This is a genomic window from Streptomyces sp. NPDC107550 (genome assembly GCF_055639095.1).
Genome location: NZ_JBVKBC010000025.1, coordinates 34111 through 49262, shown reverse-complemented (window position 1 = coordinate 49262; position 15152 = coordinate 34111). Strand labels below are relative to the sequence as shown.

General features: G+C 72.2%; 15 protein-coding genes. 3 read left to right on the top strand and 12 right to left on the bottom strand.

What is annotated here, in order from left to right; genetic code table 11:
- Positions 1-84 precede the first annotated feature (84 nt).
- Positions 85-744, bottom strand: coding sequence for a TetR/AcrR family transcriptional regulator (locus ACZ7LY_RS26430; protein WP_471627205.1), 660 nt, complete (start codon positions 742-744; stop codon positions 85-87).
- A 105-nt stretch (positions 745-849) separates the two neighbouring features.
- Entirely contained in the window at positions 850-999 is a 150-nt protein-coding gene (locus tag ACZ7LY_RS26425) for an SCO1431 family membrane protein (RefSeq protein ID WP_471627204.1), read from the bottom strand.
- A 149-nt stretch (positions 1000-1148) separates the two neighbouring features.
- Here ACZ7LY_RS26425 and ACZ7LY_RS26420 point away from each other — a divergent pair, with 149 nt between their 5' ends.
- Positions 1149-2630, top strand: coding sequence for a M1 family metallopeptidase (locus ACZ7LY_RS26420; RefSeq protein ID WP_471627203.1), 1482 nt, complete (start codon positions 1149-1151; stop codon positions 2628-2630).
- A 54-nt stretch (positions 2631-2684) separates the two neighbouring features.
- Here the strand turns inward: ACZ7LY_RS26420 and ACZ7LY_RS26415 are convergent, their stop codons facing one another.
- Positions 2685-4064, bottom strand: a complete 1380-nt coding sequence (locus ACZ7LY_RS26415) for a peptidase C39 family protein (RefSeq protein WP_471627202.1) — start codon at positions 4062-4064, stop codon at positions 2685-2687.
- A 236-nt stretch (positions 4065-4300) separates the two neighbouring features.
- Between ACZ7LY_RS26415 and ACZ7LY_RS26410 the strand changes: the two genes are divergently transcribed.
- Together ACZ7LY_RS26410 and ACZ7LY_RS26405 are read left to right on the top strand one after the other, a co-directional pair.
- Complete coding sequence (locus tag ACZ7LY_RS26410; RefSeq protein WP_471627201.1) at positions 4301-4942, top strand: hypothetical protein; 642 nt, start codon at positions 4301-4303, stop codon at positions 4940-4942.
- A 406-nt stretch (positions 4943-5348) separates the two neighbouring features.
- The gene (locus ACZ7LY_RS26405) at positions 5349-7211 is read left to right on the top strand and encodes an AAA family ATPase (protein ID WP_471627200.1); all 1863 of its coding nucleotides are present in this window, start codon (positions 5349-5351) and stop codon (positions 7209-7211) included.
- A gap of 463 nt (positions 7212-7674) precedes the next feature.
- Here ACZ7LY_RS26405 and ACZ7LY_RS26400 read toward each other — a convergent pair whose 3' ends face one another.
- The 9 genes from ACZ7LY_RS26400 to ACZ7LY_RS26360 all read right to left on the bottom strand — a co-directional run bounded on the left by ACZ7LY_RS26400 (position 7675) and on the right by ACZ7LY_RS26360 (position 15054).
- Entirely contained in the window at positions 7675-8754 is a 1080-nt protein-coding gene (locus ACZ7LY_RS26400; RefSeq protein WP_471627199.1) for a hemolysin family protein, read from the bottom strand.
- Positions 8751-10088, bottom strand: coding sequence for a hemolysin family protein (locus ACZ7LY_RS26395; RefSeq protein ID WP_471627198.1), 1338 nt, complete (start codon positions 10086-10088; stop codon positions 8751-8753). Before ACZ7LY_RS26395 ends, ACZ7LY_RS26400 begins: the two co-directional genes overlap by 4 nt.
- Positions 10089-10311: 223 nt before the next feature.
- A complete protein-coding gene (locus tag ACZ7LY_RS26390) occupies positions 10312-10752 on the bottom strand; it encodes a PH domain-containing protein (protein ID WP_471627197.1) in 441 nt (146 codons plus the stop codon).
- Positions 10753-10773: 21 nt separating this feature from the next.
- Positions 10774-11622, bottom strand: coding sequence for an ATP phosphoribosyltransferase (gene hisG, locus ACZ7LY_RS26385; protein WP_471627196.1), 849 nt, complete (start codon positions 11620-11622; stop codon positions 10774-10776).
- Positions 11623-11677: 55 nt separating this feature from the next.
- Positions 11678-11950, bottom strand: a complete 273-nt coding sequence (locus ACZ7LY_RS26380; RefSeq protein WP_221355695.1) for a phosphoribosyl-ATP diphosphatase — start codon at positions 11948-11950, stop codon at positions 11678-11680.
- A 34-nt stretch (positions 11951-11984) separates the two neighbouring features.
- Entirely contained in the window at positions 11985-12470 is a 486-nt protein-coding gene (ribH, locus tag ACZ7LY_RS26375; protein ID WP_471627195.1) for a 6,7-dimethyl-8-ribityllumazine synthase, read from the bottom strand.
- Between the two features lie 42 nt (positions 12471-12512).
- Entirely contained in the window at positions 12513-13796 is a 1284-nt protein-coding gene (locus ACZ7LY_RS26370; RefSeq protein WP_471627194.1) for a bifunctional 3,4-dihydroxy-2-butanone-4-phosphate synthase/GTP cyclohydrolase II, read from the bottom strand.
- A complete protein-coding gene (locus tag ACZ7LY_RS26365) occupies positions 13793-14449 on the bottom strand; it encodes a nicotinamide mononucleotide transporter family protein (protein ID WP_471627193.1) in 657 nt (218 codons plus the stop codon). Before ACZ7LY_RS26365 ends, ACZ7LY_RS26370 begins: the two co-directional genes overlap by 4 nt.
- Complete coding sequence (locus ACZ7LY_RS26360; protein WP_471627192.1) at positions 14446-15054, bottom strand: riboflavin synthase; 609 nt, start codon at positions 15052-15054, stop codon at positions 14446-14448. The genes ACZ7LY_RS26365 and ACZ7LY_RS26360 overlap by 4 nt, the downstream gene beginning before the upstream one ends.
- Positions 15055-15152 lie beyond the last annotated feature (98 nt).

Below are 15152 nucleotides of genomic sequence, written 5' to 3'. Positions count from 1 at the left end.
CCGGGTCTCGGAAGCGGCTGACCAGCGGCTGCGGCGTGTCGAGTATTCCCGATCCGGAGCCCCGCGTCACTAGTTAACGACCGCTTACTCCAAGTTTTTCGCGCGGCACGCCGCGTCGGCCGCGCGCGGGGCCGGGCAGGAGGGTTCGAGTTCCGCGACGACCCGGAGCGTCTCGCCGAGGGTGCGGACCAGGAGCGCGCAGACGGTCTCGCGGGGGACGCCGCGGTCCCCGATCCAGTCGAGCGTGACACCTTCGACCCCGCACAGCCAGCCCAGCAGGGCGAGCCGGACCAGCGGGGGCACGCGCGCGGTGCCGTACGCGCCTTCGGCGATGGTGGCGATCATGGTCTCGCGGACGCTGTCGCGTACGGCCTGCACCTCGGTGTCGAAGCCGACGCCGCCGGTGACGATCGCCCGATAGGCGGCCTGGTGGTGCTCGGCGTAGCGTAAGTAACCGTCGACCGTGCGGTGCACATGCTCGGCCGGGGAGAGCGCGCCCGCGCCCGCGGCCCGTGCGACGAGGTCGTCGACGGCGTCCTGGACGACGGCGAGGTAGTAGCCGCGCTTGGACGTGAAGTAGTAGTAGATCAGGCCCTTGGCGACTCCCGCGTGGCGGGCGATGTCGTCCATCGACAGCGCGTCGTAGGACGTGTCGGCGAACAACTTCCGCCCGATGGCGAGGAGTTCGGCACGGCGGGCGGCGGAGCGGTCGGTGCCGCGCGCCCGCTGGTCACTGAGGTTCAATTCCGGTCCTGGTGTGCGATCGCTGCGAGTGACGCAGTATGGCAGCCAGGTGGTCCAGCTCACACCGGAGCAGGCATCAGGGTCCGGAGGGGCCCGTCCCCGGTCTCACATCAGGTGGAGCTGGGTGACGAGCATCGCCAGGACCACCACGAGGGTCCAGCCCAGCACGTGTTCGAGGATCTTCGGGTCGTCCTCCTGAGGACCGCCCGTACGGGCACGGGCGGGCGCGGTGGCGGCGGTGGCGCTTGGAGTCATGCGTTCCACCATGCCACCGCGGGGCCCGCGCGCGGCCGAGACCTTGGTCACGCGCAACCCCGCCCGGCGGCCGGGCGTCCGACATTGCGACGCGTACGGGCTGCCGTACGGGTCCATGTTCCGTCCGACGGGAAGGTTCACGATCCACGATGAGCACGCACCGGACGTCCCGCCGCAGAGCCCGCCTCGCGCTGGCCGCGGCGATCACCGCGACCGCCGCCCTGACCGGGCCCGCGGCCGTCTCCCAGGCCGCGGCCGACACCCCGGCGCCGGGCGCCGCCGGGCTCGGCGACCCGATCTTCCCGCTCGACGGGAACGGCGGCTACACCGTCCGCCACTACACGCTCGACTTCGACTGGCAGGCGCCGCGCACCCCGTTCCCGGCGCGGACCACGATCCGGGCGACGGCGACGCAGTCGCTGTCCCGCTTCGACCTCGACTTCGCCGGCAACGAGCTGCACGAGGTGACGGTGAACGGACGGCCCGCCGAGGCCACCCGCGACGGCGACGAGCTGGTCGTCACGCCCTCGGCGCCGCTGCCCAAGGACGCCCCGTTCACCGTGCGGGTCTCCTACACGGCCGACCCGACGCAGATCCGCCACCGCGACGACGCCATCGAGGACTACGGGTGGATCCCTACGCCCGACGGCACGGTCCTGTACCCGCAGCCCAACGGCGCCAAGATGATCTTCCCGGCGAACGATCACCCGAGTCAGCGGGCGCCGATGACGTTCCATGTGACGACGCCCGCCGGTCTTACGGCCGTGGCGAACGGGCGGCTGACCGACCGGGCCGAGCGGCCGGACGGGCGGGTGCGCTGGACGTACGACTCGGAACAGCCGGTCGCCGCCCAGCTCACCCAACTGGCCATCGGTCACTTCCAGTTGATCGACGGCAAGGGGCCGGGCGGGCTGCCGCTGCGGGACGTGGTGCCGCCGGACCTGGTCGCGCCCACGAAGCAGTACCGCGACCTGACGGGCGATCACCTGACATGGCTGCGGCAGAAGTTGGGCCCGTACCCCTTCAACCGGTACGGCGTGCTGGTCGGGGACACCGACCTCGGGGTGGCGCTGGAGACGCAGACGCTCTCGCTGCTGCCGAAGGCGGATCTGCTGGGCACGCGGGTCGACGCCGAGCGCAACCTCGTGCACGAGCTGACCCATCAGTGGCTCGGCGACAGCGTCGCCATCGCCCGCTGGTCCGACCTGTGGCTCAGCGAGGGCCACGCCCGCTTCTACGAGCGCTGGTACTCCGAGGAGCACGGTGGCGACAGCTTCGAGGCGGCGATGAAGACCGCGTACGAGAACCACGACCAATGGCGGCACGACTACGGCGCCCCCGCCGAGCCGACCGAGCCGAACCTCTTCAAGCGGATGCGCTACGACGGTTCCGCCCTGGTCCTGTACGCGCTGCGCGCGCAGGTCGGCGACGACACCTTCCAGCGGATCGAACGGGCCTACGCGGCACGCTTCCGGGGCCGGACCGCCTCCACGGCGGACTACATCGCCCTCGCGTCGCGGGTCGCGGGCCAGGACCTGTCCGGCTTCCTGCGGCCGTGGCTGTACGGGTCGAAGACACCGCCGATGCCGGGCCATCCGGACTGGGTGGTCAAGCCGGTCGTCACGGGCTGAGCCGGGCCGGGGAGGACCGCCTGCCGGCCCTCCCCCACCGCTCCCCGCAGGGCGTCAGCGCACGCCCACCTCGGCCAGCGCCTTGCGCTGCTTCGGGGTGGGGTGGGCCGGGAAGTACAGGTAGCAGACGCCGCCGGTGCCGGAGACAACCTTGCCGGAGGCGTTGTAGCGCTTGGTGCGCAGCCAGATGTTCTCCCACTCGCGCCGGTTGTAGACGCGGCGGACCGCCGGGTCGCTGGGCGAGGCCGGGTCATTGGCGATGACGTCACCCTCAGGGGTGAAGCCGATGACGGTCATGAGGTGCCCGGACGTGCCGTAGCCCGCGCCGGTCAGCTCCTGCTTGAGGAAGGACTGCGAGGTGATCGCCGGGATGCCGGCCGCGATCAGCGTCTCCAGGTCGCTGAGCGAGCCGAGCCGGGTGACGACGCCCTGGAGGTCCTTGTAGGTCGCCGCGTAGGCCGCGTTGAACGGCCAGTTGCCGCAGCCCTCGTACTGGTAGTCGTACGTGAAGCGGGCCGCGTGGCACACCTGCGGGTCCGCGTAAGCCGGGTCGACCCAGGCGAGGTCGCGGGCGGTGGGCTTGCGGCCCCAGTACTCGATGATCATCTGCGAGGAGGTGGGGCTGCACCACGCCTCGCCGCCGTTGTCGTACTCGGGGTACTGGCCCGCGTGGATGTTCTGCGAGTAGCGCGGCACGGCCAGTTCCCTGGCGAGGCCGGGCGTGGAGGCGGGGACGGTGAAACGGTCCGGCACGTCCGAGCCCATCGCGCCGAGCCGCCACACGGTCGGCGCGGTCTTCGTGCCGGGCGTGCGCAGCAGCGTCAGCTTCAGCACGTACGAGACGAGGCGCAGCCCCGACGCGGCGTCGTCGATGGAGAAGGTGTCCGTCCAGATGCTCGACTTGCCGTCGCTCTGGTCGTCGACCGAGGTGCGGCGGATGTCGGCGTCCTTGTCGTCGCCGGCGGTCCAGCGGCCCATCACGTACCAGGGGGTGAGCGTGCCGTCCGTGTACGTGCCCCGCAGCTCGACCTGGATCCAGGTGCCGGGCGGGGTGTGGGCGTTCCAGGAGGCGATGACCTCGGTCGCGGGGACGGCGAGGCCGTGCTCCGGCGAGGTCCACGTCGCGTACTCCCACGGCGCGGTCTTCTTCAGGTGCGGGTCCGCGTAGGACAGGGTGCCGGCCGGGTGGGCGAGGGTCAGGCCGGGGCGGGCGCCGGCGAAGGCGCGGGTGCCGTGGAAGGTGCCGGTGCGCCAGTCGGTGTACGTCGTCCAGGCGTGGTAGTCCACGAGGCGCTCGCCGGCCCCTTCCGGTGCGGGCGCCGACGCGGCGCGGGCGGGCACGGTCGTCGCGGCCAGGGCGGCGCCGGCGGCCGCGGCGAGGACGGTTCTGCGGGTGGGGCGGACGGGGCGGGCGTCCGGGGCGGGTCGGGTCATCGGGTGTATCCCCCAGTCGACGGGTCGGGCGGACGGGACGAGCGGGCCGCGTTTCGGGCGTGGTCCTGGTGGAACAGTGCGCCAACTATGGCCGCAGGAGCAGGATTTCCACCAGCGTTTCGGGCACCGTCACCCCAGCAATATGGGTCTGGACCACTGGCATGACCTGCGGCGGCGGGTGGGCGCCGGGGGCTCGCCGCTCGTACGCCGGAGTGCGTCGACGTAGCCTTGCGGCCGTGAGCTTCCACCACGTGCCCCTCGATCGCCTCGCGCGCGGGCTGCGCGCCCTGCCGCCGTCCTGCGGGCCGGTGCGTCTGGTCGGCGTGGACGGGCACGCGGGCTCGGGCAAGTCCACGTTCGCCGCGCGGCTCGCGGCGGCCCTCGGCGGCGCCCCGGTGCTGCGGCTCGACGACCTGGCGAGCCACGACGCGCTGTTCGGCTGGACGGACCGGCTGCGCGCGCAGGTACTCGATCCGCTCGGGCGCGGCGAGAGCGCCCGGTACGAGGTGTACGACTGGCACGCCCGCCGCTTCACCGGCACCCGGGAACTGCCGGCCGCCGACGTGGTCGTCGTGGAGGGCGTGGGCGCCGGGCGGCGGGCCGTGCGCCCGTGTCTGGCGGCGCTGCTGTGGATGGAGATGCCGGCCGAGCGGGCGTGGGCGCGGGGGCGCGCGCGGGACGGTGTGGCGCAGGAGGCGTTCTGGGAAGGCTGGATACCGGCGGAGCGCGCGCACTTCGCCGCGGACCCCTCCCGGGCGCACGCAAAGGAATTGGTAAGAGAGTGTCCGCAGGGTTATGAGGTGTGCGTGGGGCCCGGCGGGGCGACGCCGGAGGACCGTTCGGTCACACACCGTGAGGGCCCGCCAGCGGTGCGCTGAACCCCCGCGGACGGCCTTCCGCCACTTTCCGCGAGTGCCTCAACTCCGCTTGACCGGGGGGCCGTACAGGACTTACGTTCTCAATGTGCGGCCTTTCGGGACCGCCCGCAGACGCGAAGCCCCCGGTTGTTCCCCCGTGATCGGGGGCTTCGTTCTGCCCGCACTCCCCCTTCACGGCTGCGGCGAGGCCCCGGACGCTCACCCTGGGTCACCACCCGGCACCGCGCTCACCTGCGCGAAACGCCCTCCCGCCGCACCCGACCGCCCCCGTTGCGCCCTACGGCCGGGCGCACCCCCGCAGGTACGATGCCTCTCGGTGCGGCCTGGGACGGCTCGCTGTCCGCACCGTGACAACTCCCGTCCATGACAGAGCGGTTCATCGGGGGCACGGTTTGTGGGGGACGTGATGGACTTCGGCAACGGAGCGCAGGCCGGCCCGGCCGATCTCGCCTGGCTGCGGGGCGTGGACGCCTACACGATGGGCGCCTACCCGCAGGCGGAGGAGGAGTTCAAGGCCGCCGTGCGCATCGATCCCGGCATGGCGGACGGCTGGCTCGGGCTGCATGCCTTACGGATCGACACGACGACGGCGCTGCTGCGGATGTTCCGGCACCGGGACCGGTTCGGCGAACAGCGCACCCGGCACCGGCGCACCCTCAACTCCTGGTACTGGCTGGGCTGGTGGGTGCAGCCCGTGCTCGAACAGCCGCGTGATCTGCTGCTCGCGCACGCCTCGCACTGGCTGGACGGACGCCATGTGCCCGAGCTGGACCGGGCGTTGGCGACGCTGCCGCCGGTCGACGCCGATCCGCAGGTGCGGTTCCTGCACGCGTGCCGGGCGTATCTCGTCAAGGACTGGGAGCAGTTGGTCCGGCACACCGAGACGCTGATCGACGACCCGATGCTGGGTATCGAGGCGGGCCTGTTCGGCGGGATGGCCCGGGTGCGCCTGGAGATGTACGGGCAGGCCGAACCGCTGCTGGCCGCCGCCCTGATGCGCTGTCGCAGCGAGCAGCCGCAGCGCAAGGAACTGCGGTACTGGCTGGCGAGAGCCCACGAGGGCACGGGCCGTTCGGCGGCGGCGCTGCCGCTGTACCGGGCGGTGCACCGGGTCGATCCGGCGTTCATGGACACCTCCGCGCGGCTCGCGGCGATCTCCGACGGCGACGACTACGACGGCTTCGGCGACGGCAGCGACCTCGCTCCGCTGGCGCTGACGGGGTATCAGGACGGCCTGGACGGGCTGGAGTCGCCCGAGCCGCTGTACGCGAACGACGAGCGCGGGCTCAAGGTGAGCGACGCGGGGCCGCCGCTCGTGCCCGGGGTCGTCGAGGACGCCGACATGGTCAGGGAGAAGGCCGTCGTGCCGGTGTCCGCGCCGCTGCCGGCCGGTCCGGCGGACCCCGAGCTGCTGGAGGAGGCGCTCGCCGAGCTGGAGCGGATGGTGGGCCTCGATCCCGTCAAGCGGCAGGTCAAGGCGTTGTCCGCGCAGTTGAACATGGCGCGGTTGCGGGCCGCGCGCGGGCTTCCTGTGCAGCCGCCGAAACGGCACTTCGTCTTCTCCGGGCCCTCCGGCACCGGCAAGACGACCGTCGCGCGGATCCTCGGGCGGGTCTTCTACGCGCTCGGGCTGCTCGGCGGCGACCACCTCGTCGAGGCGCAGCGCGCGGATCTCGTCGGCGAGTACCTCGGGCAGACGGCGGTGAAGGCCAACGAGCTGATCGACTCCGCGCTCGGTGGTGTCCTCTTCGTCGACGAGGCGTACGCGCTGTCCAACTCCGGGTACGGCAAGGGGGACGCGTACGGCGACGAGGCGCTCCAGGTGCTGTTGAAGCGGGCCGAGGACAACCGCGATCACCTCGTCGTCATCCTCGCCGGCTACCCCGAGGGCATGGACCGGCTCCTCGCGGCGAACCCCGGGCTGTCGTCGCGGTTCACGACGCGGGTCGACTTCCCCTCGTACCGGCCGTTGGAGCTGACCTCCATCGGGGAGGTGCTGGCGGCGGAGAACGGGGACGTGTGGGACGAGGAGGCGCTGGAGGAGCTGCGGTCCATCGCCGGGCATGTCGTGGATCAGGGGTGGATCGACGAGCTGGGGAACGGGCGGTTCTTGCGGACGCTGTACGAGAAGTCTTGCGCGTATCGGGATTTGCGGCTTACGGGGTATTCGGGTGAGCCGTCTCGGGATGATCTGGCGACGCTTCGGTTGCCGGATCTTATGCAGGCGTATGGGGAGGTTCTGTCGGGGCGGGGGCCCGGGGGGTTGTAGCGGCGCGGGCCCGCTGCCTATTGCGCAGTTCCCCGCGCCCCTAGGTAGGTGGGTGGCTCCGGCCGGTGGGGAACCTCGACATTCGTCGTGGCTGATCGCGCAGTTCCCCGCGCCCCTGAGTGAGTGGGTGGCTCCGGCCGGTGGGGATCCTCGACTTTCGTCGTGGCTGGGCGCGCAGTTCCCCGCGCCCCTGTCGGGGCGACTGCGTCGCGCCCTCCCCCGGAGGGAGCGGGAGGGGCGACTGCGTCGCCGCCTCCTCCCCTGGGGAGCAGGGGCGCAGCCCCGCTCCTCAGGGGCGCGGGGAACTGCGCAACGTTCAGGGCAGCGGGCCTCACCCTGAGAACTCCCCAGGGGCGCGGGGAACTGCGCGACCAGCCCACCACCGGGCCGCAGGTGAGTCGCGGCGATCAAGGGCACCGCCCGTCAACGGCACCGGCCCGGCGATATTCGCGCCCCCCGCCGGTCAGGCCAGCGCGGATTGTTTGTTGCGGGCCGGCGGCAGCGGAGGCGTCCCCGAACGGTGCGCCGGATCACGGACCTCGCCCACCAACAGCTCCAGCACATCCTCAAGCGCGACGAGCCCGAGCACCCGCCCCGCCGCGTCAGCGACCTGCGCCAGATGTGTCGCGGCCCGCCGCATGACGGTCAGGGCGTCGTCCAGCGGGAGTTCCGCCCGCATCGTCGTCATGGGCCGCCACACCTGCTGCGGCACCGCCCGCTCCGCCTCGGGCCCGTCGATGAGATCGAGGACGTCCTTGACGTGCAGGTACCCCATGAACGCCCCGGTCTGCGCCGCGATCGGGAAGCGCGAGAACCCGGTGCGCCCGGTGAGGGCGACGATCTCGGCCGGGGTGACCGAGGGACCGACCGTGACCAGCGAACCCCGGTCCAGGAGGACGTCGGTCACCGGGCGCGAGCCCAGTTCGAGGGCGTCCTCCAGGCGCTCCTGCTCCTCGGGGTCGAGAAGTCCCGCCTGTCCCGCGTCCTCCACGAGCCGGCCGAGCTGGACGCTGGTGAAGACGGCCTCCACCTCGTCCTTGGGCTCGACCCGGAAGAGCCGGAGCACCAGCCGCGCGCAGGCGCCGAGGGCGACCGTCACCGGCCGGCACAGCCGCGCGAAGGCGACCAGGCCGGGGCTGAACCAGAGCGCGGTCTTCTCGGGGTCCGCCATCGCCAGGTTCTTCGGGACCATCTCGCCGATGACGAGGTGGAGGAAGACGACGACGGCCAGGGCGATGACGTACCCGAGCGGGTGGACCATGCCGTGCGGCAGCCGCGCCGCCTCGAACAGGGGTTCAAGGAGCCGTGCCACGGTGGGTTCCGCGACCGCGCCGAGCGTCAGCGAGCAGACGGTGATGCCGAACTGGGCCGCCGCCATCATCTGGGGCAGGTGTTCGAGCCCGTACAGGACCTGACGGGCGCGCTTTCCGGGCAGGGGCTCGATCTGGCTGCGGCGGACCGAGACCAGGGCGAACTCCGCGCCGACGAAGAAGCCGTTCGCCAGGACCAGCAGGGCGGCGAAGAGGAGTTGCAGCGCGCTCATCGGGCGCCCTCCAGGGCGGGCTGCGGCGCGTCGGCGAGGCGCACGAGGCGCACCCGCTCGGCGCGGTAGTGGTCGACCTGGCGCACGGCGAGCCGCCAGCCGGGCAGTTCGGCCCGGTCGCCGGGGGCGGGGATGCGTCCCAGGAGGTCGGCGACGAGCCCGGCGACGGTCTCGTAGGGGCCCTCGGGTACGTCGAGGCCGATGCGGCGCAGGTTGTCGACGCGGCAGCCGCCCGCGGCGTCCCAGGCAGGGCGGCCGTCCTCGGGCGCGGCGGCGGCGAGGTCGGGCAGGTCGAGGCCGTCGTGCTCGTCGCGGACCTCGCCGACGAGTTCCTCGACGATGTCCTCCAGGGTGACGACCCCGGCGGTGCCGCCGTACTCGTCGACGACGACCGCGATGGGCTGCTCGCTGCGCAGCCGGGCCAGCAGCGGCTGGACGGGCAGCGTCTCGGGGACGAGCAGCGGGGGCTGCGCGATCCGGGCGACCGGGGTGCGCAGCCGTTCGTGGGCGGGCATGGCGAGGGCGTCCTTGAGGTGGACCATGCCGACGACCTCGTCGATCCGCTCCCGGTAGACGGGGAAGCGGGACAGGCCGGTGGCGCGGGTCAGGGTGACCACGTCCTCCGCGGTCGCGGACGACTGGAGGGCGCTGACCTTCACGCGCGGCGTCATGACGTGCTGCGCGGTCAGCTCGCCGAGCGAGAGGGTCCGTACGAACAGGTCGGCCGTGTCCTGTTCGAGGGCGCCGGCCTGCGCGGAATGGCGGGCCAGGGAGACCAGTTCGCCGGGGGTGCGGGCGGAGGCCAGTTCGTCGGCGGGCTCGACGCCGAGGGCCCGTACGAGACGGTTGGCCACGGTGTTGAGCAGGGCGATGACCGGGCGCAGCAGCCGCGCGAAGGCGTGCTGGGGCCCGGCGACGAAGCGGGCGACCTGGAGCGGGCGGGAGACCGCCCAGTTCTTCGGCACCAGCTCACCGATCACCATCTGCACGGCGGACGCCAGCAGCATGCCGACGACGACGCTGACGCCGCCGACCGCGCCGGCGGGGATGCCGAGGGCGGTGAACGGGCCGCGCAGCAGCCCGGCGAGCGCCGGTTCGGCGAGCATGCCGACGACGAGGGAGGTGATGGTGATGCCGAGCTGGGTGCCGGAGAGCTGGAAGGAGAGTTCCTTCAGGGCGCTCACGACCGTGCCGGCGCGCTTGTCGCCCGCGGCGGCGGCCGCTTCGGCGTCCCCGCGCTCGACGGTGACGAGGCCGAACTCGGCGGCGACGAAGAAGCCGTTGGCGAGGATCAGCAGGAAGGCTGCCGCGAGGAGCAGCAACGAGATGGTCATGCCGCCGCCTTGAGGGACGTACGCGTGCGGGTCGCTGTATGTCGGCTGGGGGCGGCGCGGGTACTACCGGACGATCCGTCCATCGCTGGAGGGAGTCACTCCTTGGTCAGTAGGAGCCCCTGGCCGCCGGTCCGGGCGCGTCAGGGGCGGGGCGCACTCGGCGCGCCCCGCCTCCAGATTAATCGCGTCCGGCCCGTCGGCGTCAGGGCGTGGAGCCGTGCGGTCAGGGCCGCGTGGCGGGATGGGCTTCGGTGAGGGCGCGCAGGGCCTTCGCGTCCCGGATGGCGCTCTGCTTGGCGATGCCGGGCTGGATGCCCATGGCGGCCAGCGAGGTGCCGTCGGTGAGGTCGAGGAAGACCCACGGGTCGCCGGGGCGCAGGTTCACCCGGACGATCTCGGCCCAGGCGAGGCGGCGGCTGCGCGCGATGTTGACGACGGTGACGCCGTCGTCGTCGGCGACGACCCTCGGCCGGGCCAGCAGCGCGAGGACGGCCCAGAAGAGGGCGGCCGTGAAGACGAAGCTGGCCTTCTCCCCCGGGCTCAGTCCGCCGAGCAGCAGCGCGACGACGGTGATGGTGACGAAGGACGCGGCGCCGAGGGTGTGCAGGATGGCGCGGGTGCGGCCCGGCCGGAAGGTGACGGGCAGCTTCGGCAGCTCAGACATGGCAGGGAGTCCTCGGCGTGCTCAGAGGCGGCAGGCGTGGATGGCCGTGGTGAGGATGGCCCGGGCACCGAGGGCGTACAGGTCGTCCATGATGCGCTGGGCGTCCTTCGCGGGGACCATGGCGCGCACGGCGACCCAGCCCTCGTTGTGCAGGGGGGAGACGGTCGGCGACTCCAGGCCGGGGGTGAGGGCGACGGCCCGCTCCAGGTGCTCGGCGCGGCAGTCGTAGTCCATCATCACGTACGAGCGGGCGACGAGGACGCCCTGGAGGCGGCGCAGGAACTGCTGGACCTTCGGGTCCTCGCGGTCGGCTCCGGCGGCGCGTACGACGCATGCCTCGGAGCGCATGATGGGCTCGCCGAAGACTTCGAGGCCCGCGTTGCGCAGGGAGGTGCCGGTCTCGACGACGTCGGCGATGGCGTCGGCGACGCCCAGCTCGATGGCGGTCTCGACGGCGCCGTCGAGGTGGACGACGGAGGCGTCGACGCCGTGGTCGGCGAGGTACTTGCCGACGATGCCCTCGTAGGAGGTGGCGATGGTGCGTCCCGCGAGGTCGGCGAGGTCCTTGACGGCGCCGGGGCGGGAGGCGAAGCGGAAGGTGGAGCGGGCGAAGCCGAGCGGCAGGATGGTCTCGGCGCGGGCGCCGGAGTCGATCAGCAGGTCCTCGCCGGTGATGCCGATGTCGAGCTTGCCGGAGGACACGTAGATGGCGATGTCCTTGGGGCGCAGGTAGAAGAACTCGACCTCGTTCTCCGGGTCGACCGTGACGAGTTCCTTGGACTCCTTGCGCTGGCGGTAGCCCGCCTCATGGAGCATCGCCGACGCAGGTCCGGACAGTGAACCCTTGTTGGGGACGGCGATGCGCAGCATGAGGCGGGCTTCCTTTGCGTGGTGTGGAGTGGGGGGAACGGGTGACGGGTGCGGCTCAGAGGTGGGCGTACACGTCGTCGAGGGAGATGCCGCGGGCGACCATCATCACCTGGACGTGGTACAGCAGCTGCGAGATCTCCTCGGCGGCGGCTTCCTTGCCCTCGTGCTCGGCGGCCATCCAGACTTCGGCGGCCTCCTCGACGACCTTCTTGCCGATGGCATGGACGCCCTTGCCGACCAGTTCCGCGGTGCGGGAGGTGGCGGGGTCGCCGGTGGCTGCCTTGTGCTGGAGCTCGGTGAACAGCTCCTCGAACGTCTTATTGGCCATGGTGGTGCCTACTTTACGCGTCCGCCCGGGCCCCTTAACGCCAGGGTTCGGCGACGGTACGCAGCGTGGTCGCGGTGGCGACGGCGGCGGTGACCGCTTCGTGCCCCTTGTCCTCGCGGGAGCCCTCGATGCCGGCGCGGTCGAGCGCCTGCTCCTCGGTGTCGCAGGTCAGCACGCCGAAGCCGACGGGGACGCCGGTGTCGACGGAGACCTGGGTGAGGCCCTGGGTGACGCCCTGGCAGACGTACTCGAAGTGCGGGGTGCCGCCGCGGATGACGACGCCGAGGGCGACGATGGCGTCGTAGCCGCGGCCGGCGAGGACCTTGGCGACGACGGGCAGTTCGAAGCTGCCGGGGACGCGCAGCAAAGTCGGCTCGTCGATGCCGAGTTCGTGCAGGGCGCGCAGGGCGCCGTCGACCAGCCCGTCCATGACTTTCTCGTGCCACTGGGCGGCGATGACGGCCACGCGCAGGTCGCCGCAGTTCTTCACGCTCAGTTCGGGTGCACCCTTGCCGCTCACGCGCTTCTCCTCGTACGTACGTAGATGAATCGACGGAAGTTACTACTGGTTGCCGCAGGCCGATGTGCGGGGCGCGTCCAGCCAGGGCAGGTCGTGGCCCATGCGGTCCCGCTTGGTGCGCAGGTAGCGCAGGTTGTGCTCGCCCGCGGTGACCGGCATCGGTTCGCGGGCGGCGACGACGAGGCCGTGCCGGGTGAGGGCGTCGACCTTGTCGGGGTTGTTGGTCAGCAGGCGCAGGCTGTGGGCGCCGAGGTCGGTGAGGATCTGGGCGCCGGCCGCGTAGTCGCGGGCGTCGGCGGGCAGGCCGAGTTCCAGGTTGGCGTCGAGGGTGTCGCGGCCGCGCTCCTGGAGTTCGTACGCGCGCAGCTTGGAGAGCAGGCCGATGCCGCGGCCCTCGTGTCCGCGCAGGTAGACGATGACGCCTCGGCCGTGCTCGACGATGCGGCGCATGGCCTCCTGGAGCTGGGGGCCGCAGTCGCAGCGCAGCGAGTGGAAGACGTCGCCGGTCAGGCACTCGGAGTGGACGCGGGTGAGCAGCGGCTCGTCGCCGAGGCCGTCGAGGTCGCCGTGGACGAGGGCGACATGTTCGACGCCGTCGACGGTGGAGCGGTAGCCGTACGCGGTGAACTCGCCGAAGGCGGTGGGGAGCTGGACGGTCGCCTCGCGCCTGACGGTGGGCTCGGCGGAGCGCCGGTAGGCGATGAGGTCGGCGATCGAGATGATCGTCAGGCCGTGCTTGCGGGCGAAGGGGACCAGTTCGGGCAGGCGCAGCATGACGCCGTCCTCGCCGGCGATCTCCACGATGGCGCCGGCCGGGCGCAGGCCCGCGAGGCGGGCGAGGTCGACGGCGGCCTCGGTGTGGCCGTCGCGGACGAGGACACCGCCGTCCTTGGCGCGCAGCGGGAAGATGTGCCCGGGGCGTACGAAGTCGTCAGGGGCCGCGGTGCCGGAGGCGAGCAGGGCGAGGGTGGTGGCGCGGTCGGCGGCGGAGATGCCGGTGGTGACGCCGTGGGCGCCGGTGGCGTCGACGGAGACGGTGAACGCGGTGCGCATCGACTCGGTGTTGTGGTCGACCATCTGGGGCAGGCCGAGCCGGTCGAGTTCGGCGCCTTCCATGGGGGCGCAGATCAGGCCGCGGCACTCGCTCATCATGAAGGCGACGATCTCGGGCGTGATCTTCTCGGCGGCGACGACGAGGTCGCCCTCGTTCTCCCGGTCCTCGTCGTCGACGACGACCACGGGGCGACCGGCGGCGATGTCGCGGACGGCCTGCTCGACGGGGTCGAGCCGCAGGTCCTCGGCCTCGTACAGGTCAGCGGCGCTCATGCGTGCGCTCCTTCCAGGGTGGGGGCCGGGGCGGTCGCGGCACGGGAGCGCAGCCACCAGTCGCGCAGGCCCCACAGGACGAGCGCGCCGTAGATGACGTAGACGAAGCCGGAGAAGGCGTAGCCGTTGGCGAAGTTCAGCGGGACGCCGACGGCGTCGACGAGGAGCCAGGCGAACCAGAACTCGACCATGCCGCGGGCCTGGGCGTACATGGCGACGATGGTGCCGACGAAGACGTACGCGTCGGGCCAGGGGTCCCAGGACAGCGACGGGTACGCGGTGAACAGGAGGGCGACGGCGACGGTGCCGGCGGCTCCGGCGAGGGCCATGAGGCCGCGCTCGGTCCAGGACGCGAAGCGGACGGCGATGGAGCCGTCCTGCGCCTGCTTTCGGCCGCGCGCCCAGGCGATCCAGCCGAGGGCGGCGACGACCATGACGACGACCTGCTTGCCGGCGCTGCCGGAGAGGTGGCCCGCGAAGGCGGCGAAGAGGATCAGGCCGGAGACGAACTGGACGGGCCAGGTCCAGATGGACCGCTTCCAGCCGAGCGCGAGGGCGATCAGGCCGAAGGTGTTGCCGGTCATGTCCGACCACTTGATGTGCTGCCCGAAGGCGGTGAACGCCTCGGAGTTGATCCAGTCGAGCGCGCTCATGCGGTGCCCCCCGCGGTCCGGTCGCCGAGCATGCGCTCGACGTACTTGGCGATGACGTCGACCTCCAGGTTGACCGGGTCGCCCGCCTGCTTGAGGCCGAGCGTGGTGAGGGCGAGGGTGGTCGGGATGAGGCTGACGGTGAAGTGGTCGGGGCCGGCGTCCACGACGGTGAGGCTGACTCCGTCGACGGTGATGGAGCCCTTCTCGACGACGTACCGGGACAGCTCCGCGGGCAGCGAGATCTTGACGATCTCCCAGTGCTCGGAGGGGGTGCGCGCGACGACGGTGCCGGTGCCGTCGACGTGGCCTTGGACGACGTGTCCGCCGAAGCGGCCGTCGGCGGGCATCGGGCGTTCGAGGTTGACGCGGGAGCCGGCGGCGAGGGCGCCGAGGCTGGACCGGTTGAGGGTCTCGGCCATGACGTCGGCGGTGAAGGTGTCGCCCTCGTGCTCGACGACGGTCAGGCACACGCCGTTGACCGCGATGGAGTCCCCGTGGCGGGCGCCCTCGGTGACGACGGGGCCGCGGACGCGGAAGCGACAGGCGTCTTCGAGCGTCTCGACGGCGGTGATCTCGCCCAGCTCTTCGACGATTCCGGTGAACACGTCCCGGGTCCTCCCTCTACGGGTCTGGACTCCGGGGCACTGTCGTGCGACGACGACAGAGCGTACGGACCGCGGCACCGGGAGCGAGGACGCCGGAG